This window comes from Rhodoligotrophos appendicifer (assembly GCF_007474605.1).
In the GTDB taxonomy this organism is placed as follows: Bacteria; Pseudomonadota; Alphaproteobacteria; order Rhizobiales; family Im1; genus Rhodoligotrophos; species Rhodoligotrophos appendicifer.
This window is the reverse complement of sequence record NZ_VHKL01000013.1, coordinates 1-21,169: the sequence shown is the minus strand read 5'-3', so window position 1 is coordinate 21,169 and position 21,169 is coordinate 1. Positions and strand designations below refer to the sequence as shown.

Here is a 21,169-nt window from a genome sequence, read left to right as displayed (position 1 = left end):
CTTCCTAAGCCATTCTAAAACAGGGATCTTCAGGACATCTTGGTGCAGAGCATCCGCGATCAGCTATTGGCAGCCTTCGATGCCGAGCACCGGGAGCACCTGGCAGCGATCCGCCATGCGCTGACCCTTGCAGAGAAGGGCTTAGCGGCTGATTTCCTTGATGTTTTTCGCCGGGCACACAGTCTCAAGGGTGCCGCCCGGGCCGTGGACATGCCGGATGTCGAAGAACTGGCACATCATCTGGAGACACTGTTCTCAGAAGTGGCCAACGGGGAGCGGACGCTCGACCGGCCGCTGAGTCTAACAATCGAACGGGTGCTCGATTCGCTGGAGGCACATGTCGCCGCGGTGCTCGCCGGGGAGAGCCCTCCCGCCGTGACGTCCGTCCTGGCTGACATGGACGCCGCCCCGGCTGCGGAGCCCGCCCCGGCCAACGCCACGGTCGCTGGGCAAGCTCCTGAAAATCCACCGGAAATCATGGGCGCGCCGGACACTGCTCCAGTCCAGGAATATCTGCGGATCCGCGCCGAGACCGTCACCAAAGCCAGCCAATCGGCCCATGAACTGGCCCGGGCGATACAGTCTCGCACCCGTCTGGACCAAGAGCTCAAGGGGTTGGCCGGCCAGCTCCACGCCCTTGAATCCACCTGGGGTAAGCTGCGCGGGACATTGCAAAAAGCCGGCAACAGTTACGAGCGTTTCAGTGCGTTCCAGAGCGATCTGCGCACTGTCACGCGCCAATTCTCCAGATTGGTGCAAAAGCAGCGGCGATCACAATGGCTGGTTGAGCAACTTGGGAAAAATATCCGAACGGATGTAGAGCGTCTGTCGCTCGTCTCGGCCGAGTCGGTCTTCGGAAGTTTCGGGCGGATGACCCGAGACATCGCCCGCGGTGACGGCAAGGTCATCGAGGTGCAGATGGAGGGTCTCGAGCTGCTCGTCGACCGCGGTCTCCTGCAGGCCCTGAAAGATCCCCTCATGCATCTGCTGCGCAATGCGGTGAGCCATGGCGCCGAGATGCCGAGCGAGCGCCTGGCGGCCGGCAAGCCGGAGGCGGTCCAGATCAGCCTTGCCTTGCAGTCGCGGGGAAGCCAGCTGGAAATCCGCGTCAGCGACGACGGACGCGGGTTGGATTTCGACCGGATCGAGAAAATCGCGGCCGAACGGGGATTACTCGAGGCGAATCCGGGGATAAGTCGTCAACAGCAGCTCACATCGGTGCTGCTGCGGCCCGGCTTCACAACCAGCCGAGAGATCGACCGGCTTTCGGGGAGAGGGATCGGCCTGTCGGTCGTCCATGAGGCGATCCGGAAAATGCATGGCTCGCTCGACATCAAGCCTGGGAACTCCGGAGGCACCGAAGTCATTATTTCGGTTCCGATGTCGATGTCCCGGCAAGCCTTGGTCATGGTGAGTGCCGGAAACCAGATCTACGGGATCCCCGCCCATGCGGTCGAAAAAGTCATGAGGGTGCACGCCGACGACCTCGGAACGATCACCGGGCAGCCGGTGGTGTCGGTGGAGCTCGAGGACGGCGAGCTGACGACGACCCTGCGCGGCCTGGAGACGCTGGTCGCCGGCGCCGGGGTCGAGATCCCGGCCGAGGCCGGGCGCATCAGGGCCATTCTCGTGCGCTCTGCCGGCGATCATTGCGCCCTGGCGGTGGATGAATTGCTGGATGTCGACACCCATGTGATCGAGGATCCGCTCATTCTCGGGGCGGACCGGACGCTGATCAGCGGCGTGGTGGTGCTGGAAGACGGCACGCCCGCCCTGGTGCTCTCACCGGAAGGCCTGGCGGAGCGTTGGCGCCTCGATGGCGGGCGCCCGCAAATCGGCGAGATCGCCGCGCGCGGGGCCGACCCGATCATCGCGCAGAAGGTGATCCTCGTGGTCGATGATTCCATCACCACGCGGACCCTGGAGAAGAACCTGCTGGAGACGCAAGGATTCCGCGTGCTGGTGAGCGTCGACGGCATCGACGCGCTGGACACTTTGCGGCGATCCATGCATGTCGACCTGGTGCTCGCCGATATCGAGATGCCGCGGATGGACGGCTTCGGCCTCCTGACCGCCATGAAGAGCGACCCGCGGCTGGAGAGCATACCGGTGGTGATGATGACCTCGAGGGCCGCGCCGGAAGACATCAAACGCGGCCTGGACCTCGGAGCGGATGCCTATATCACCAAACAGAAATTCGACCAGCGCGAGCTGCTCGCCACGATCAATCAATTGATATGAGTTTCGAAAAAGGTCGCGTCCGCGTTCTCATCGTCGAGGATTCCCGGGTCGTGCGGGAACTCCTCGCCCATATCATCAGCCAGGATCCGCGGCTTTCCCTCGTGGGGGCGGTGGAGACGGCGGAAGAGGCTCTGGCCCAGCTTTCGGTGACGCAGCCCGACGTGATCTCCATGGATATCCGCCTGCCGGGCATGGACGGGCTGGAGGCGACGCGACGCATCATGGCCCAGCGGCCGACGCCGATCGTGGTCATCGCCGGGAGCATCGAAGACCAAGCGCTGCAGATCTCCATGAGTGCGCTGCGCGCCGGGGCGCTGTCGGTCGTGGAGAAGCCGGTCGGCACCACCAACGCCAATTACCAGAAGATCGCCGAAACCATCACGACCCAGCTCTACATCATGAGCCAAGTCGCCGTGATCCGGCGCCGCGAGGGCTATGTCCGACGGCCGACGGGATCCGAACTGCCGCCGGTCGATGCAACCAAACCAGTGACGCGGCCCGCGATCATCGGCATGGCGGCGTCCACGGGCGGCCCGCCCGCCCTTGCCCAGGTGCTCGGCACCCTGCCGCGCGGCTTCCCGGTGCCGATCGTGCTGGTGCAGCATATGGGGCCCTCCTTCATGGAGGGGTTCGCCTCCTGGCTCAGGAGCGTCGTGAAGCTGGATGTGACGATCGCCGAAGATGGGATCGTCCCCAGTCCCGGCACCGTCTATGTGGCCCCAGGCGACCGGCATCTGGTGATCGGTCCACAGCGCCGGCTGGCGATCAGCGACGCAGCGCCCTATAACGGACAGCGTCCCTCGGCCAATCTGCTGTTCAAATCCATCGCCCGGGGGTTCGGCGCCTATTCCATGGGGATCCTGCTCACGGGAATGGGCGAGGACGGCGCAGAGGGGCTGGCGGAGATCCGACAGGCCGGAGGTTTCACCATCGCGGAGCATGAGAGCACAGCCGTGGTCTACGGCATGCCGGCTGTGGCCATCCGCCGGGGGGCGGCGAGCGTCAGCCTGCCCCTGGGGCTCATCGGACCGCGACTGATCAGCATCTGCGAGGGCGTCACGTGAGCCCGCCCACGAGCGCTGCCGGGGCCGAAATCCTGCTGGTGGAAGATTCGGAGACTCAGGCGCTGCACCTGCGGCTGACGCTGGAGGCGCAAGGGTTCAAGGTGGAGCGGGTCGCCACGGCGGAGGCGGCCCTGGAATCCCTCAATACCCATATGCCGAACCTGGTCATCGCGGATTATCACCTACCGGGCATGAACGGGGACGAGCTCGCCCGCCAGCTGCGCCTCAACATGCGGACACGGGCGGTGCCGGTGCTGATGCTGACGGAGGCCCGAGAGCGAGACGCCGAACGGCACGGGCTGGAAAGCGGCGTCGATGCCTATGTGTCGAAGTCCGCCGACCAAGAGCTGATCCTGTTGCGGATCCGGGCGCTGATCCGGCAAGTGAGTTCGGGCAGCAGCGAGACGCCGGCGCCCACCGGGGCAGGCGGCGTCCTGTTCCGCCGGGCCGCCATCCTGCTGGTGAGCGATCACGCGCCCGATGAGGATGCCCTGCGCGGCGTCCTCATCCAGGACGGCTATCTGACCACCATCGTCGAGGACGATGCCGCGGCCGTGGCGGAGGCGAGCGGCGAAGACAAGAACTGGGACGCCATCATCGTCAATCTCCAGGACGACCTGCAGGGCACCGCTCTGTGCCGCCGGCTGAGCGGGCTGCGCGAGCGGCCCGGCGGGACCGTGTCGCCCTCGTTCCAGCTGATCACCTTCAGCGACGGGGACACGGCCGCCCGGCGAAGTGCGACGGTGCGCAATTTCGAGGCCGGGGCCGACGACGTCATCCCCCGGTCCATCGATCCGGAAGTGCTGAAGGTGCGCATCCGCAGCTTGCTGCGGCGCAAACTGGTGGATGACGAGAGCCGGCGCATCAGCAGCGAGGCGCAAGAGCGCGAGATGGTGCTGGAGCGGGCGAAGGCCGAAGCGCTGGCGGCGGAAGCTCTGGCGCGGGCCAATGCGGAGCTCGAAACCGCCAACCGCCAATTGGTGGAAACGCAAACCCAGCTGGTTCATGCCGCGAAGATGGCGTCGCTGGGCGAACTGGTCGCGGGCATCGCCCATGAGATCAATAATCCGCTCGCCTATATCCTGGCGCATCAGGACACAATCGAGAGACTTTCCCGCGATATACAGGCAGGATTGTCCAGCGGCGAGGTGCAGGGGCTGGACCAGAAGGCGGCAAAGGCGCGGGACCGGCTGAGCGCCGTCCGGGTCGGGCTCACCCGCATCCAGGAGCTGGTGCTCAACCTGCGCAAATTCTCGCGGCTCGAAGAAGGAGGCTATGAAACTGTCAATGTGCCCGAGGCGATCGACATGATCCTCGCATTGCTGGCCCCGAAGCTCACCGGCCGGATCAGCGTCGAGCGCCGCTTCGGTGCGCCGCAGCATCTGACCTGCTCGCCGGCACTCCTGAACCAGGCGGTGATGAACATCGTCAGCAATGCGGCCGATGCCATCGATGCGGGCGGCCGCATCCTGATCGAGACGCGGGCGGATGGCGAGAGCTATACAATCGCTGTGAGCGATTCAGGGCCGGGCGTGCCGCAGGAGCTGCGGGAGCGGATCTTCGAGCCGTTCTTCACCACCAAGCCGGTGGGCGAGGGCACGGGGCTCGGACTGGCCATCGCTTATCGCGTGGTGCAGGCGCATAAAGGGTCGATCAAGGTCGTGGATGGGGCCGAAGGGGGGGCGAGCTTCGTGCTCACCGTGCCGTTGCGAGCCTCCTCATGAGTATGGCGGGAGAGATGGAGGCATTGCAGAAACGTAGGGTGCTGCTGGTCGACGACGAAAGCGAGATCCTGACGGCGCTCGAGGATTTGCTGGAGGAGAGCTACGAGGTGATCTCGACCACCTCGCCCAAGCATGCGCTGGAGCTGCTGGCGCGCATGGACGATGTCGCCGTCATCATCTCCGACCAGCGCATGCCGGAGATGACGGGAGACCAGTTCCTCGCGCAGGCCCGCGGCGTGAGCAAGGCGCAGGCGATCCTGCTCACGGGATATGCGGACATCAATGCGGTGATCTCGGCGGTGAATACCGGCGGCGTGGTCGGCTATGTGCACAAGCCCTGGGATCCGGAGCTGTTGCGGGCCATCGTCGCCAATGCGGCCGACCGCTACCGGCTGGGGCGGGAACTCGCCCTGGAGCGGGCGCTGCTGCAGGGGCTGCTGGAAAGCTCGGGAGAGGCGGTGTCGTTCAAGGACGCGGCCGGGCGCTTCGTGCGGCTGAACGCGCTGAAGGCGGACAGCCTCGGGGCCGAATGGAGCGCGTGCCTGGGCAGGAGCGAGGCCGATTTCGTCGATGCGGCCCGTGCCGAGACGATCGCCCGCCACGAGGCCCAGGTGATCGAGGGGCGCAAGCCCGTGGTCGAGACCGAGGACCGGGTCAGCGGCGACGATCCGGCGCGCTATTTCTCGGTGAACCGGTTTCCGATCCTGGACGAGCAGGACCAGGTCAGCCATGTGGTGACCATCGAGCGCGACATCACCGAGCAGCGCCTGATGGAGGACCGGCTGCGCCAGTCGGACAAGATGCAGGCGCTCGGCACCCTGGCGGGCGGGGTCGCGCATGACTTCAACAATCTGCTGATGGCGATCCTCGGCAGCCTGGAGCTGGCGCAGCGGCGGATGCCGCAGGACGAGCGGGTGTCGCGCTATCTGGACAATGCCATCATGGCGGGCAAGCGGGGGGCGGCCCTGACGCAGCGGCTGCTCTCCTTCAGCCGACGCAAGGACCTGGCGACCCAGGCGGTCGACGTGAACCGGCTGGTGGCGGACATGGACGAGCTCCTGGAGCGGACGCTCGGCGGCGTCGTCAAGGTGACGCTCCAGGCGCAGGACAATCTGTGGTCGGCGGAAGCCGATCCGGACCAGGTCGAACTCGCCATCCTCAATCTCTGCATCAATGCCCGCGACGCCATGAATGATGGCGGCATCATCACCATCGCCACGCGCAACATGCATGTTGAGGACGAGATCTCCGACCTGGCGCCGGGCGATTTCGTGGTCGTGTCGGTGACCGACACCGGTACGGGCATGACGGAGCAGGTGCTGCGGCGCGCCCTGGAGCCGTTCTTCTCCACCAAAGCGGGGAAGGGCACCGGGCTCGGCCTGTCCATGGTCTATGGGCTGATGACGCAGCTGGGCGGCACGGTGCGCATCGACAGCCGCGAGGGACGGGGCACGAAAGTCGAACTCTATCTGCCGCGGGGCCAGAGCGCGCTCGAAGCGCAGGAGACCGTGGCGGCGCCGGAGATCGCCAAGACCCAGGCGGCGCGCATCCTGCTGGTGGATGACGACGAGGGGGTGCGCGAAGTGACGGCGGCCTATCTCGCCGATCTCGGCCACAGCCTGATGGAGGCCGCCGACGGCCCCAGCGCGCTCGCGATCCTCGACAAGGAGCGGCCCTTCGACCTGCTCATCGCCGATTTCGCCATGCCGGGCATGACCGGCCTCGACCTCGCCCGGCAGACCCGGGCGAAGCGGCCGAAACTGCCGATCCTGCTGGTGACGGGCCATGCGGATATGGAGGAGACTCCGGAGCAGATGGCGGTGCTGGTGAAGCCGTTCCAACAGGCGGAGCTCGCCGCGCGGATCGCCGAGCTGTTGCGGCCGTGAGGGTGGCCTGGGGGAGTGTAAGGCGGCGTGGGGTTCCCGAGCCGCATGGGGTCCCGAGCCGCATGGGGTCCCGGCTCTGCGCTGCGCTTCGGCCGGGATGACGGGAGTTGGCCTTAAACTGTCGTCCCGGGCTTGACCCGGGATCCCGGGCGTCCGTCGAGACGGCCCTTCGGGCCTCCTCAGGATGAGGCCTTCGAGACGCAGCCTTGCGGCTGCTCCTCAGGATGAGGGGTCCTCGAGCCGCATGGGGTCCCGGATCTGCGCTGCGCTCCGTCGGGGATGACGGGCTGGTCAGGGCTCAGGGGGTGGCGGTGATGGCGTCGATCTCGTCGAGCTCGGGCTCGTCGAATTCGTAGACGATGGCGCGGGCGTTGGCCTTGACCTGTTCGGGGGTGGTGGCGCCGGCGATGACGCTGGAGAGGCTGGGATTGGCGGCGAGCCAGGAGAAGGCCAGCTCCAGCAGGGTCAGATTGCGCTCGGCGGCGAAGGCGGTCAGCTTCTCCACGACGGCGAAATTCTTCTCCGTCATGTAGCGCTCGCCGAGATGGGTCCAGGCGGCAAAGCGCGTCTGGCCCGCGGGCGCCTCTCCTGCCTTGTACTTGCCGGTGAGCATGCCGCTGGCGAGGGGGAAATAGGGCAGGAGCCCCAGGCCATAGGATTCGATGGCCGGAATCAGCTCCTTCTCGATGCCGCGCCGCAGCAGGCTGTACTCGTCCTGGCAGGAGGCGAAGCCGTTCAGCCCCAGGCCCTGGGCGGTCCAGTCGGCCTCGACCACCTGCCAGGCGGCGAGGTTGGAGCAGCCGATATAGCGAACCTTGCCCTGCGTGATCAGGTCGTCGAGGGCGCGCAGCGTCTCCTCGATGGGGGTCAGGGGATCGGGCTGGTGCAGCTGGTAGAGATCGATCCAGTCCGTTTTCAGGCGCTTCAGGCTCTGTTCGACCTGGGCGATGATGTAACGGCGCGAGGCGCCGGTCATGCCGCGATCCTTGTCGAAATCCATGCCGAACTTCGTGGCGAGAACGATGTCGGCGCGGCGGTCGCCGAGGACCTCGCCCATGAGCGTTTCGGAGGCGCCCTTGCCGCCATAGATGTCGGCCGTGTCGAAGAGGGTGATGCCCTCGTCGAGGGCGGCATGGATGACGTCCTTGGTGGCCGCGAGATCCAGGCGGCCGCCGAAATTGTTGCAGCCGAGGCCGACAAGGGAGACGCGGAGGCCGGATGAGCCAAGATTGCGGATTTCCATGGGGGTGCTCCAGGGCGAGAGAGGGGTGGCCTAGGTGTGGGGGATGGGGGGCGGGAATGCAAGGGGGGGATTGGGACCCTCTCCCCTTGCGGGAGAGGGAGGGGCCCATTGCGTAAGCAATGGGAGGGTGAGGGGTTCACGGCTGGCGCTTTCCCCTGCCGCCCCCTCACCCGTCCGCTTTGCGGCCGACCTCTCCCGCAAGGGGAGAGGTGAAGGAAGGGGAGAGGTGAGCACGGGGATTGACAGGGTGGAGGGAGCTGCGGTAGCGTTTTCAATAATAAAACGCTGTTTCAATAATCAAAACACTGCAGGGAAACGTCTTGGCTTTGGCGCGGATAAAGGTCTCCGATCATCCGGAACCGGCCCCGGGAGAGGGGCGGGTGGAGCCCGGGACGGGGACGCTCGATCTTGCCCTGCGGGTCGTGGAGTTTCTGGCGCACCAGCCGGGGCCCGTGCCGCTCACCACCATCGCCAAGACCTTCGAGGCCTCCAAAGCGACGGTCTATCGCCATCTGCAGACGCTGATCCGGCACGGTTTCGCCCGGCGCGATCCCGATACCGGGCGCTACGAAGTCGGGATCAAGCTCGTGGTGCTGGGAGAGGCGGCGCGCAACCGCTTCGACGTGGTGCAGGCGGCGCGCGACGAACTCATCCATCTGCGCGACAAGACGGCCCAGGCGGTGACCATCTGTTCGGCCATCGACAATGAGGTCGTGGTGCTGGAACTCATCCAGGGCCAGAGCGTCATCGAATTCGGCACGAGGCCCGGCACGCGGATGAAGGGCCATGCCAGCGCCCATGGCAAGATCTGGCTCGCCTTCGGGCCGAAATCCATGCTCGACCATATCCTCAGCGGCCATCGCGAGGCCTTCACCACGGAAACGGTGGTGGACGATGCCTCGCTCAGGGCCGAGATCGCGGCGGTGCAGGCCCGAGGCTGGTCGGTCGCCCCCAACGAGGTCGTCACCGGCGTGAACGCGCTCGCCGCTCCCATTTTCGATCACCGCAGCGCGCTCGTCGGCTCCGTGGCGATCGTCGGATCCACCCAGTTCATTCCCGCACAACCCGAGGCCGCGCAGGTCGAGACGGTCGTCGAGACCGCCCGCCGCATCTCGCGCGCCCTCGGCTGGAGACAGACATGACCTATTCGCTGGCCGTCGATATCGGCGGCACCTTCACCGACATCGTCCTGCGCCATTCGGACGGACGGCTCACGGTGGACAAGACGCTGACCACGCATAACGACCTCTTGGAGGGCTTCTTCCGCGGCGTGGACGCCGTGCTGCTGAAGGCCGGGATCGACGCGAAGGGCGTGGACGGGGTGGTGGTGCATGCAACGACGGTCGTCACCAACGCGCTGATCGAGCGCAAGGGCCAGGTGACGGCGCTCATCGTCACCGAAGGGTTCCGCGACGTGCTGACGATCCGCAACGAGCATCGCTACGAGATGTACGACCCGCAGATCGAGTTTCCCGAGCCACTGGTGCCCCGGGACCTGACCTTCGGGATCGCCGAGCGGGTGACGGCGGACGGGCGCGTGCTGATCTCGCCCAAGGCGGAGGACGTGAAGGCGCTGGCCCATACGCTGGAGGCAGCCGGCGTGAAGGCGGTGGCGATCTGCTTTCTCAACAGCTTCGCCAATCCGGAGAACGAACGCTTCGTGTTCGAAGAGCTGACCCGGCTGATGCCGGAGGCCTTCCTGTGTACGTCTTCCGACGTGGCGCCGCAGATCCGCGAATATCAGCGCGCCTCGACCGCCACGGTGAACGCCTATGCCATGCCGATCTCGCAGCCCTATCTCAAGCGGCTGGCGAAGCGGCTGGAGACGGAGGGTTTCGCCAACACGCCGCTGATCATGCTGTCGTCCGGCGGCGTGGTGGGGGCGGAGACGGCCGGGCGCAATCCGGTGCGGATGATCGAGAGCGGGCCCGCGGCCGGGGCGCTCGCGGCCTGCCATTATGCGGAGGTCTTGGGCATCGACCGGCTCATGTCCTTCGATATGGGCGGCACCACGGCGAAGGCCTGCCTGATCGAGAACCGGGAGCCGCTGGTGACCGGTCTGTTCGAGGTCGACCGCCGCTACCGCTTCAAGGAAGGCTCCGGCCTGCCGGTGATCGTGCCCTCCATCGACATGATCGAGATCGGCGCCGGGGGTGGGTCGATCGCGCATGTGGATGCGCTGGGCCTGTTGAAGGTGGGGCCGGAAAGTGCGGGCTCCAATCCGGGACCGGCCTGTTATGGGCGCGGCGGGCAGAGCCCGACGGTGACCGATGCCGATCTGGTGCTCGGCCTGCTGGATGCCGACAATTTCCTCGGCGGCGACATGAGGCTCGACCTCGCGGCATCGCAGGCGGTGACGAAGACATTGGCGGGCAGGCTCGGCCTGTCGACGGTGGAGACGGCGCGCGGCATCTTCCGCATCGTCACCGAGGCCATGGCCTCGGCGGCGCGGACGCATGCGACTGATCGCGGCGTCGATTATCGCGGCCTGCCGCTGTTTGCCTTTGGCGGGGCCGGGCCGGTGCATGCCTGCGAGGTCGCGAGCCTGCTGCAGAGCACCTACGTGATCGTGCCGCCGCAATCGAGCGTGCTGTCGGCCTTCGGCACCCTGGTGACGCCGGTGAGGCTCGACCTGGTGCGCTCGGACCTGTCTAAGATCGACGAGCTGAACTGGTCCCGCGTCGACCAGGTGCTGGGCGAGATGATGACGGAGGCGGCCGCCGCCCTGGAAGAAGCGGGCTGCCAGCGGGCCGACATCACGGCGGTGTTCGGCGCCGATCTGCGCTATTTCGGCCAGCAGAACGAAGTGACCGTCAGCTTCGACGCCGATCCGCGCGCGGCGCGCGATGCCCATGCGATCGCAAAGGCCTTCGAGGCCGCCTATCACGGGCTCTACGGCGTCAATCCGAGCCATGTGCCGATCGAACTCGTGACCTGGCGCCTGACGGCGCGCGGCCCCGTCGTGCCGTTCCACCCGGCCGGCCAGCCGCCCAGCGCCGAAGGCAAGCCGAAGGGTCACCGTATGGTCGAGGCCTGGAGCGACGGGGCGACGGCACCGGTCTATGACCGGGCGAGCCTCGCCGTCGGCCAGACGATTGCCGGTCCCGCCATCATCGAAGAGCGCGAGACCACCACCATCCTGCCCCCGAACTGGACCGCCACGATCGACGCCTATGGCTGCATCGTCGCGAGGAGTGCTTAAACCATGGACGGCGTCGAACTCGAAATCCTCTGGTCGAACCTCATCGGCATCGTCACCGAGCGGGCGAAGGCGCTGCAGCGCATCGCCTTCTCACCCATCGTGCGGGAGGCGGGCGATCTCGCCTGCGCCCTGTTCGACCGGCGCGGGCGCATGGTGGTGCAGGCGAATACCGGCACGCCGGGGCACATCAATTCGCTGGCCTTCGCGGGCGCCCATCTGGCACGGATCTTCGGCAACAACATCGCGCCCGGGGACGTGCTGATCACCAACGACCCGTGGCTTTCGGCGGGGCATTTCTTCGACATCACCACGCTGACGCCGATCTTCGACGGCGACCGGCTGCTCGCCTATATCGGCTCGACCATCCATCATACGGATATCGGCGGCTACGGCATCGGGGCGGGGGCGCGCGACGTGCATGAGGAGGGCCTGTGGATCCCGCCGCTGAAGCTCTATGACAAGGGCCAGGCGAACGAGACGCTGCATGCCATGATCCGCCGCAATGTGAGAACGCCCGATGCGGTGTTCGGCGACCTCTCGGCGCAGGTGTCGGCGGGCGAGCATGCAGCCGAGCGCTTGATCGCCATGTGCGGCCGCCACGGGCTTGTGGATATCGAGAGCCTGTCGGACGAGATCATCGACCGCTCGGAAGAGGCGACGCGGACGGCGATCCGCGCGCTGAAGCCCGGGACCTATCACGGGGAGAGCAATTTCGACGTGCCCGGCGGCCAGGTGATCACGCTCAAGACCGCGGTCACGGTGGATACGGACAAGGGCGAGATCATCGTCGATTTCGACGGATCCTCGATGCAGACCTCGACGGGCATCAATGTGGTGTTGAACTACACCCATGCTTATTCGACCTTCGCGGTCCGCAGCTGCCTCAATCCGGAGCTGCCGAACAACACGGGATCGCTGGCACCGATCAAGGTCAAGGCACCAGAAGGCTCGATCATCAACTGCAAATATCCGGCCCCTGTGAATGCGCGCCATGTGGTGGGCATGTATGTGCCGATGCCGATCCTGAAGGCGCTCTACCAGGTGATGCCGGAGCGGGTGCTGGCGGAGGGGTCGGGGGCCGTGTGGACGATCCAGATCCAGGGCAAGCGCGCCGATGGCGAGCCCTTCACCTCGTCCATGTTCAACTATTCCGGCGGCATGGGGGCCAGGGCCGAGAAGGTGGGGCCGAGTGCGACCTGCTATCCGACGGGCGTCGCGGCCGTGCCGATCGAGATCCTGGAGGCGGCCATGCCGATCCTGTTCGACCGCAAGGAGCTGCGCGAAGGCTCCGGCGGCACGGGGCGGATGCGGGGCGGCGAGGGGCAGACCATCGCCTTCCACATGATGACGGAGGACCCGTGGCTGTTGAACGCGGTGCCGAGCCGGCTGCATGAGGGGCCGGAAGGCGTCGGCGGCGGCGGGCCGGGCGCCCATGGCCGGTTCACGGTGAATGGCGAGGATGTGAGCGAGGCGCGCAAGCTGACCATGAATGCCCATGACGTGGTGGTGCTCGATACGCCGGGCGGCGGGGGGTACGGGTCGGTGGTCGGCGACTAGGTCGTCCCGGGCTTGACCCGGGATCCCGGGGGGCAGGGGGTCCCTGGCGGCGCGGGGTCCCCGAGCCGCATGGGGTCCCGGCTCTGCGCTGCGCTTGGCCGGGATGACGCCGTGGGAATACGCGGGATGACGATGTTAGAGTAAGGTTCAACCAAAGGGAGGAGACAAGAATGAGTGCAAGACGCAGTTTGCCGGCCACGCTTGCCGGCATCATCGCCGCCGGGATCATGGCGACGTCGGCGCAGGCGGAAGACCCCTACAAGATCGGGATCTCGGCCGGCCTCACCGGCTATGCGGCGACCGTCGACCGGGCCTGGTCGGACGGGGTGCAGACCGCCGTCGAGGTGGTCAACGCCAATGGCGGCGTGCTCGGCCGCCAGCTCATGGTGACGGTGGAGGACAATCGTTCGGAGCCGCAGGATTCGGTGACGGTCTATCGCAAGATGATCTCCGACGGGGTCAACATCTTCATCTCCGGCTGCGTGTCGGCCGGGAACATGGCGGCCGCCCCGCAAGTGGTGCGGGCCGAGACGCCGATGATGCTGTGCTCGATCCTGCCGAAGACGCCGAAGGATGTGGAATGGGCGTTCACGACCCTGCCGCCGGCGCGGTTCGAGGTCGAGACGCGGCTGCAATATCTCAAGGACAAGACGCAGATCAAGAAGATCGGCGTGATGCACGACCCCTCGCCCTATGCCAATCTGCAGAAGGACGTGGCCGCCAAGATCGCGAAGGATTACGGCCTCGAGATCGTCGGCATCGAACAGTACAAGACCAATGACGCGGACCTGTCGGTGATCATCTCGAAGATGAACGCCGCCGGCGCGGGCGCGATCCTCAAGATCGGCCTGGGCGGGACCACCCTGACCGCGGCCAAGAACATCAAGCAGCTCGGCCTCGACATGCTGCTGCTGACGAGCCTCGAAGACCTCGCGGTGTTCCGTCCGGTGGCGGAAGTGCTGGGCGACAAGTTCTTCTTCGTGGCCTCGCCGAGCCAGGTCTATGACGCCCTGCCGCAGAGCCCGCTGAAGGACGAGATCGGCGAGTTCCTGGGACCCTGGAAGAAGAAGTTCGCCGACCGGGACCCGAACTGGGCCAGCCGCGGCTGGGACGGCGTCATGCTGACGGTGGCCGCCATCGAGAAGGGCCAGTCGGTCCTCGGCCCCGACGTGCGCAACAATCTCGAGACGATCTCGGGCTATCAGGGCACGACGGGCATCTACAACTTCTCGGCCCAGAACCACCAGGGCATCACCGAGAACCCGTTCGTGCTCGGCCAGATCATCGGCGGCCAGGTGAAGGTCGTCGAGTAATGGCCGTCGCCTCGCCCCAGTCCAGGATCATCGAAACGGACAAGCTCTCCGCCCGCTACGGGCATGTGGAGGCGCTGCATCCGACCGATCTCGTGGTGGGCGAGGGCGAGCTGGTGGCGGTGCTGGGACCCAATGGCGCGGGCAAGTCGACGCTCATGCGCGCCATTCTCGGCCTCGTCACCACGAGCGGCAGCGTCACGTTCCGCGGGGAAACGCTTCCCCGCGGCAATCCCGTCAAGACGGCGGCGCGCGGCGTGGTGCTGGTGCCGGAAGGGCGCGGCATCTTCGGGCCCATGAGCGTGAAGGAAAATCTCGAGCTCGGGGCCTATCTGCTCAATGACCGGGCCGAATTCCAGCGCCGCGAGGCTCGCGTGCTGGGGCTATTTCCCCGCCTCAAGGAGCGCATGAGCCAGATCGCCGGCTCGCTGTCGGGCGGCGAGCAGCAAATGCTGGCGGTGGGCCGGGCGCTCATGGCGGAGCCCAAGGTGCTGCTGCTGGACGAGCCGTCGCTGGGTCTCGCACCGCGCGTCATCGGCGAAATCCTCGAAACTCTTGGCGAACTCAACCGCGCCGGGCTGTCGATCCTGCTGGTCGAGCAGAAGGCTCCCCTGGCGCTCAAGCTCGCGAACCGGGCCTATCTCCTGTCGGTGGGCCGCGTGGTCGCGGAACTGGATCCCCGTGAAATCAAGTCTCATGACGACCTCGCCCAGTATTACTTCGCCTGATCCCGCCTGGCGGAAGGCGATGGCTGTCGTGCCGTGGATCGCCGGGGCAGGCCTCATCGCCTACGCCTATACGGGCAGCGGCTATGTCATCTCGGTGGTGAATTTCGCGCTGATCTACACGATCTTCGTGACCGGGCTGAACCTGTTCATGGGCTATGCCGGACAGGTGTCGTTCGGGCAGAATGCGTTTGCGGCCATCAGCGGCTATGCCTCGGCGGTGCTGACCACGACCTATGGCTGGAGCCCGCTGACGGCGCTGCCGGTCGGCATCATCGGGGCGGTCACCGTGGCGGCGATCGTCGGCTATCCGACGCTCAGGCTCAAGGGGCACTATCTCGCCATGGCGACGCTGGCCCTGGGGCTGATCGCCTATGAAATCGCGGTCGAATGGGATTCGGTCACGGCGGGCTATATGGGCATCTCCGGCGTGCCGCCCATGGGGGTTGCGGGCTACGAGGTCTATTCGGACCGCCAGATGCTCACCATGCTGCTGATCGTGGCGGGCCTCACCCTGGCGGCTGCCGCCGGGATCCGCCATTCGCGGCTGGGGAGGGCCTTCGTGGCGATCGCCGGGAGCGAGGATGCGGCCCGGGCGCTGGGCATCAATGTGGCGCGCTACAAGCTCATGGCCTTCCTGATCTCGGCGGGCTTCGCTGCCCTGGCGGGCTCGCTCTATGTGCATGTGGTGGGCTTCGTGAGCCCGGAAGTGTTCGGGCTGCACATGGTGATCCTCGCCTTCACCATGCTCTATATCGGCGGCATCGGCACCATCATGGGGCCGCTGATCGGAGCGGTGATCATCAATGTGCTGCCGGAGACGTTTCGGCAATTCGCCGATTACCAGGACCTGGTCTATGGCACGGCGCTGATCCTGATCCTCATCTACATGCCGAAAGGGCTCGCCGGCCTCGCCGATCTGTGGCGGCGGCGGGAGGGCGGGTCATGAGCGCGCGCCTCAGGCTCGACAACGTGACGCGACGCTTCGGCGGCTTGGTGGCCGTCGACGCCGTGAGCTTCGAGGTGCCGGCTGAGGGCGTGACCGCGGTGATCGGGCCCAATGGCGCCGGCAAGACCACGCTGTTCAACCTGCTGTCGGGGGCGATCGCGCCCAGCGACGGGCGCATCTTCTTCGAGGGACAGGAGACCACGGGGCTCTCGCCCGACAAGGTGGCGGCGCGGGGGCTGGTGCGGACCTTCCAGCTGGTGCAGCTGTTCCAGGACCTGACGGTGCTGGAGAACGTCAAGGTCGGCCGGCATCTGCATACGACGGGCGGGCTGTTCGCGGCCCTGTTCCGCACGCCGCAGGCCCGGCGCGCAGAACAGGCGGTGACGGCGAAGGCGCTGGAGCTTCTGGATTTCGTCGGCCTCCATACCCAGGCCAAGACGAAGGCCGCCGTCCTGCCCTATGGCCAGCAGCGGCTCCTGGAGATCGCCCGGGCGCTGGCGACGGAGCCCAAGCTCATCGCACTCGACGAGCCGGCGGCAGGCCTCAACACGGATGAAAGCCGCAAGCTCGCGGAGATGATCCGGCGCATTGCGGACCAGGGCACGACCGTGCTGCTGATCGAGCACGACATGACGCTGGTGATGAATACGGCGGACAAGGTCGTGGTGCTGGATTTCGGCAAGAAGATCGCCGAGGGCACGCCGGGGCAGGTGAAGGAAGACCCGGCGGTGCTGCGCGCCTATCTGGGCGATACGGAGAGTCTCGATGCCTGATCCGACATTCCTCGCCCAGGCCATGATCAGCGGCATCGGCACGGGCCTCATCTACGGGCTGATCGGCATCGGCTTCTGCGTCATCTACAATGCCAGCGGCATCGTGAATTTCGCGCAAGGCGCCTTCGTGATGCTGGGGGGCATCGTGACCTATACGTTCTTTGCGAGCCTGGGCTGGCCGATGCTGGCGGCGGCGGCCGCCGCCACGGTGCTGGTGGCGCTCAGCGGCGTGGTGCTGGAACGGGTCGTGGTGCGGCCGCTGTGGGACCGCAAGGCGACGATCTTCGTCATGATCCTGGCGACGCTGGCCGCGCAAATCGTGGTGGAGCGGGCCGCCCTCATCCTGGTGGGCGACCAGCCGAAAAGCCTGCCGGTGTTCACCGACCTGCCGCCGCTCAGGGTGGGGACGGTGGCGATCAGCTATCAGTTGATCTGGATCGTGGTCGCCTCGCTGCTGATCATCGCCGCCCTAGGGATCTTCTTCAAATCGACGAAGGTGGGCAAGGCCATGCGGGCCTGTGCCATCAACCGGGAGGCGGCCATGCTGCAGGGCATCCCGGTGTCGCGGATGCTGGCCTTGTCATTCGCGCTCAGCGCCGGACTGGGGGCCATCGCCGGCATCCTCATCACGCCGACGCAGTATACGGCGTTCAATGTGGGCGTGCCGTTTGCGATCTCCGGCTTCATCGCGGCCATCGTCGGCGGGTTCGGCAAGCCGTTCGGAGCGTTTCTCGGGGGCATCGCGCTGGGGCTCGCCCAGGCGCTGGCGGTCGTGTTCCTGGATGCCGGCCTCAAGAACGTAGCGGCGCTGACCGTGTTGCTGCTGTTCCTGTTCATCCGCCCGGGGGGCATCCTGGGCGCTGCAAAATAGAGGATTTTCGTCATGAGCCTGCACCACATCGACTGGAACAGCATTCCCTGGACGCCGGTGCGCGAGGGGGTGGAGCGCAAGGTGTTCCATGGCGAGGGGGCGACCGTGACGCTGCACAAGCTCATGCCGGGGCACGAGCCCAAGCCGCACAGCCATCCCAACGAGCAGATCGCGTATATCCTGCAGGGGAGGATCAAGTTCTTCGTGGGCGAGGACAGCCACATCCTCGGCCCGGGCGGGCTCCTGGTGGTGCCGCCCAACGTCACCCATTGGGGCGAGGTGATCGGGGACGAACCGGTCCTCAATTTCGACGTGTTTACGCCGCAACGGCCGGAGTATGTTTGAGGGGTGGGGGGGGTTTCCTCTGGCTGTCATCCCGGGCTTGACCCGGGATCCCCGAGCCGCATGAGGTCCCGGATCTGCGCTGCGCTCCGTCCGGGATGACGTGGAGGGGGTGGGGGTGGCTGAGCGCGGGTGGCTGCCGCTTGCAGTTCGTCATCCTCGGGCTTGACCCGAGGATCCAGGGTTGCGGGGGAAAGGGTGTGCCGTGTGGCTCCTGGATCCTCGGGTCAAGCCCGAGGATGACGGGAGGAGAAGCCCGAGGATGAGGGGCTTTCCCGAGCCGCATGGGGTCCCGGATCTGCGCTGCGCTCCGTCCGGGATGACTCGGAGGGGGTGGCAGGGGGCCCGGCTCGGCGCTGCGCTTCGTCCGGGATGACGGTGGAGTTCAGGAGGTGAAGTCATGAATGTCGCGATGTGGCTGGAGCGGTGGGGGCGGGCGGAGCCGGAGCGGGTGGCGGTGGCGCTGGGGACGCAGCCGGTGCTCAGCTATGGCGCGCTCAGCCGGCGGGCCGGTGCGCTTGCGGCGTCGCTGCGCGCGACCTATGGGCTCGAGACCGGCGACCGGGTCGCCATCATCGCCAAGAACACCCCGGACTATCTCGAAATCCTCTATGGCATCTGGATGGCGGGCCTGGTGGCGGTGCCCTGCAATGCCAAGCTGCACGGGGCCGAGTTCGGCTATATCCTGGAGCAGTCGGGCAGCCGGCTCGCCTTCGTCTCCGACAGTCTCGCCGAGACGGTGGAGCCCTTCGCCCCGAACAGTCTCGAGGCCCTGCTGATCATCGGCGATGGCGCCTATGAGGAGTGTCTCGCGCCGGCCCCGATCGCCAGCGTGGCGCGGGCCGACGATGACCTCGCCTGGCTGTTCTATACGTCGGGGACGACGGGCCGGCCCAAGGGCGCCATGCTGAGCCATGGCAATCTCTCGGTGATGTCGCAGGCCTATCTGGCGGAGGTCGACCCGACGGCGCCGGGAGATTCGATCCTGCATGCGGCTCCCATGAGCCATGGCTCGGGCCTCTATATCCTGCCGCACATCCTGCGCGGGGGCATCAATGTGATCCCCGAAAGCGGCGGCTTCGAGCCGGAGGAGATCTTCGCACTCGCCGCCCATTGGCGGAACCTTTCGATGTTCGCCGCACCGACCATGGTGAAGCGGATGCTGGCGAGCAATCTCGATTTCGACGAGACCGCCTTCCGCAGCATCATCTATGGAGGGGGCCCCATGTATGTGGAGGATGCCCGCGCCGCCCTGGAGCGGTTCGGGCCGCGCATGGTGCAGATCTTCGGCCAGGGGGAGAGCCCCATGACGATCACCACCCTGAGCCGGCAGGTGATCGCGGAGAAGACCCATCCGCGCTGGCTGGAGCGGCTCGCCTCGGTGGGCGTGCCGTTTGCCTGCCTGGAGGTGCGGACCGTGGATGGCGAGGGGCGCGACGTGGGCCTCGGCGAGACCGGGGAGATCGCCGTGCGCGGGCCCATCGTCATGAAAGGCTATTGGCAGAACCCGGAGGCCACGGAGACGACGATCCGGGATGGCTGGCTGATGACCGGCGACATGGGTGCCCTCGATGCGGAGGGCTCGCTGACGCTGAAGGACCGGTCGAAGGATCTCATTATTTCCGGCGGCACGAACATCTATCCGCGCGAGATCGAGGAGGTGCTGCTCGAACACGAGAAGGTGGTCGAGGTCTCGGTGATCGGCCGGCCGGATCCGGACTGGGGCGAGGTGGTCGTCGCCTATGTGGTGGGCGAGGCGAGCCCCAAAGCGCTGGATGCGCTGTGCCTGGAGCGGATCGCGCGGTTCAAGCGGCCGAAGGACTATGTGTTCGTCGAGGCGCTGCCGAAGAACAATTACGGGAAGATCCTCAAGACGGCGCTCCGGGAGCAGGATGCGGCGCGCGGGTAGGATGCGGCGTGGGGGTGCCCTGCCGCGGGTGCCTGGCGCGGGTGCCTGCCGCTTGCACTGCGTCATCCTCGGGCTTGACCCGAGGATCCAGGGTCGCGGGGGAAAGGGTGTGCCGTGTGGCCCCTGGATCCTCGGGTCGAGCCCGAGGATGACGGTTTGAGCGAAGCCCGAGGATGACGGGGGCTTTCCCTTGCGGGACGGGGTCCCGGATCTGCGCGGCACCGCTTCGCGCGGCGCTTCGTCCGGGATGACGGGGTGGTCAGGGGGTCAGGACGACGCGGCCGGTGACGCGGCCGGCGGCGAGGTCGGTGAGGGCCTGGTTGACCTCCGTCATGGGGCGGCGGTCGACGGGGATGGGGGCGATCTTGCCGGCGCGGACCATGTCCATCATGGCATGCGCCTCGGGGAGGGAGCCCGCATAGGTGCCGATGAGGCTCATGGGCCGCAAGGGGAACATGGCCGAGGACAGGGACAGCTTGCCGCCCATCAGCCCCACCACCACGATCGACGCCCCGCGCCCCAGCAGGCCGGTGGCGAAGCCGATCGTCTCGGGCGTGCCCACATAATCGGTGGCCGCCGCGATCTTGCCGAAGCGGGAGAGGACCGCCTTGCGCGCCTCCCGGTCGGTCGGATCGACGGCCATGGCCGCGCCCAGAGCGAGGGCCGCCTCGCGCTTGGCGGGGGCAATGTCGGCGGCGATGATGGGCTGGCTGGTCATGGCTTTTGCAAATTGCAGGGCCATCATGCCGAGGCCGCCCATGCCGAGGAGGAGGAGCGGGCCGTCCTGCATGGGTTTCTCCACCTTCTTGAGCGCCGAGAAGGTGGTCAGCCCCGAACACATATAACTGCCGGCAAGCAGCGGGTCGACGCCGTCGATGGGGATCAGATAGCGGGGGTGCGGGACCATGACATGGGTCGCATAGCCGCCATCCTCATAGATGCCGATATGATGCTGGACCTCGCAGAGATGCTCGTCGCCGCGGGCGCAGCGGGAACACTCGCCGCAGCCGATCCAGGCATAGACGGCAAAGCGCTGGCCGGGGGAGACGCCGGTCGCCTCGGGACCGAATTTTGCCACTTCGGCGGCGATCTCGTGGCCCAGAGTGAAGGGCAAAGTGCGGCCGGCCTTGACGTCGAGCTGCTTGCCCTCGCCGAGGTCGAAATGGCCCTCATGCAGATGCAGATCGCTGTGGCAGACGCCGCATTGGGTGACGCGCAGGAGCACCTGGGTGCCGGTAGGCTCCGGCGTTGCGATCTCGGTCTCGGTGAGCGGCTCGCCATAGGCGACCATGGATTGACGCTTCATTGGGGTCTCCCTGTTTCGGTCAGGTTATCGCGGGGGGAGGCGGGGTGGATAGGGGAAAATGGGCGGG

At 66.6% G+C, this 21,169-nt stretch carries 16 protein-coding genes; 14 read left to right on the top strand and 2 right to left on the bottom strand.

The genetic code is table 11. The annotated features are described in order from the left end of the window. The first annotated feature begins 42 nt into the window (after positions 1-42). Genes FKM97_RS23370 through FKM97_RS23355 form a run of 4 tightly spaced genes read left to right on the top strand, consistent with a single transcriptional unit; the run spans position 43 to position 6,915 of the window. The gene (locus tag FKM97_RS23370; protein WP_144294882.1) at positions 43-2,241 is read left to right on the top strand and encodes a response regulator; all 2,199 of its coding nucleotides are present in this window, start codon (positions 43-45) and stop codon (positions 2,239-2,241) included. Continuing rightward, positions 2,238-3,305, top strand: coding sequence for a chemotaxis-specific protein-glutamate methyltransferase CheB (cheB, locus tag FKM97_RS23365; protein ID WP_144294881.1), 1,068 nt, complete (start codon positions 2,238-2,240; stop codon positions 3,303-3,305). The genes FKM97_RS23370 and cheB overlap by 4 nt, the downstream gene beginning before the upstream one ends. Further along, positions 3,302-5,029 (top strand): response regulator, encoded by a 1,728-nt coding sequence (locus FKM97_RS23360; RefSeq protein WP_144294880.1) that lies wholly within the window; start codon positions 3,302-3,304, stop codon positions 5,027-5,029. Before cheB ends, FKM97_RS23360 begins: the two co-directional genes overlap by 4 nt. Positions 5,030-5,043: 14 nt before the next feature. Beyond that, positions 5,044-6,915, top strand: a complete 1,872-nt coding sequence (locus FKM97_RS23355; protein WP_246105236.1) for a response regulator — start codon at positions 5,044-5,046, stop codon at positions 6,913-6,915. 298 nt (positions 6,916-7,213) lie between these two features. Here the strand turns inward: FKM97_RS23355 and FKM97_RS23350 are convergent, their stop codons facing one another. Further along, entirely contained in the window at positions 7,214-8,158 is a 945-nt protein-coding gene (locus FKM97_RS23350) for an aldo/keto reductase (protein WP_144294878.1), read from the bottom strand. Between the two features lie 320 nt (positions 8,159-8,478). Between FKM97_RS23350 and FKM97_RS23345 the strand changes: the two genes are divergently transcribed. From FKM97_RS23345 to FKM97_RS23300, 10 genes are all read left to right on the top strand, one after another. Beyond that, positions 8,479-9,300 carry an IclR family transcriptional regulator gene (locus FKM97_RS23345; protein ID WP_170241101.1) on the top strand — a complete coding sequence of 274 codons (822 nt, stop codon included), beginning with the start codon at positions 8,479-8,481 and terminating at the stop codon, positions 9,298-9,300. After that, complete coding sequence (locus tag FKM97_RS23340; RefSeq protein ID WP_144294876.1) at positions 9,297-11,360, top strand: hydantoinase/oxoprolinase family protein; 2,064 nt, start codon at positions 9,297-9,299, stop codon at positions 11,358-11,360. Before FKM97_RS23345 ends, FKM97_RS23340 begins: the two co-directional genes overlap by 4 nt. Positions 11,361-11,363: 3 nt before the next feature. Further along, complete coding sequence (locus FKM97_RS23335; RefSeq protein ID WP_144294875.1) at positions 11,364-12,917, top strand: hydantoinase B/oxoprolinase family protein; 1,554 nt, start codon at positions 11,364-11,366, stop codon at positions 12,915-12,917. Between the two features lie 170 nt (positions 12,918-13,087). Then, entirely contained in the window at positions 13,088-14,230 is a 1,143-nt protein-coding gene (locus tag FKM97_RS23330; protein WP_144294874.1) for an ABC transporter substrate-binding protein, read from the top strand. Further along, complete coding sequence (locus tag FKM97_RS23325) at positions 14,230-14,955, top strand: ABC transporter ATP-binding protein (protein WP_144294873.1); 726 nt, start codon at positions 14,230-14,232, stop codon at positions 14,953-14,955. Before FKM97_RS23330 ends, FKM97_RS23325 begins: the two co-directional genes overlap by 1 nt. 19 nt (positions 14,956-14,974) lie before the next feature. Beyond that, on the top strand, positions 14,975-15,901 hold the full coding sequence (locus tag FKM97_RS23320) for a branched-chain amino acid ABC transporter permease (protein ID WP_170241100.1): 927 nt from the start codon (positions 14,975-14,977) through the stop codon (positions 15,899-15,901). Then, on the top strand, positions 15,898-16,674 hold the full coding sequence (locus tag FKM97_RS23315) for an ABC transporter ATP-binding protein (protein ID WP_144294871.1): 777 nt from the start codon (positions 15,898-15,900) through the stop codon (positions 16,672-16,674). The genes FKM97_RS23320 and FKM97_RS23315 overlap by 4 nt, the downstream gene beginning before the upstream one ends. After that, positions 16,667-17,545 (top strand): branched-chain amino acid ABC transporter permease, encoded by an 879-nt coding sequence (locus tag FKM97_RS23310; protein ID WP_144294870.1) that lies wholly within the window; start codon positions 16,667-16,669, stop codon positions 17,543-17,545. The genes FKM97_RS23315 and FKM97_RS23310 overlap by 8 nt, the downstream gene beginning before the upstream one ends. A 12-nt stretch (positions 17,546-17,557) precedes the next feature. Next, positions 17,558-17,890 carry a cupin domain-containing protein gene (locus tag FKM97_RS23305; protein WP_144294869.1) on the top strand — a complete coding sequence of 111 codons (333 nt, stop codon included), beginning with the start codon at positions 17,558-17,560 and terminating at the stop codon, positions 17,888-17,890. Positions 17,891-18,287: 397 nt separating this feature from the next. Further along, complete coding sequence (locus tag FKM97_RS23300) at positions 18,288-19,796, top strand: AMP-binding protein (RefSeq protein WP_144294868.1); 1,509 nt, start codon at positions 18,288-18,290, stop codon at positions 19,794-19,796. 259 nt (positions 19,797-20,055) lie between these two features. Here the strand turns inward: FKM97_RS23300 and FKM97_RS23295 are convergent, their stop codons facing one another. Further along, positions 20,056-21,102, bottom strand: a complete 1,047-nt coding sequence (locus tag FKM97_RS23295; RefSeq protein ID WP_144294867.1) for an alcohol dehydrogenase — start codon at positions 21,100-21,102, stop codon at positions 20,056-20,058. Between the last annotated feature and the right edge of the window lie 67 nt (positions 21,103-21,169).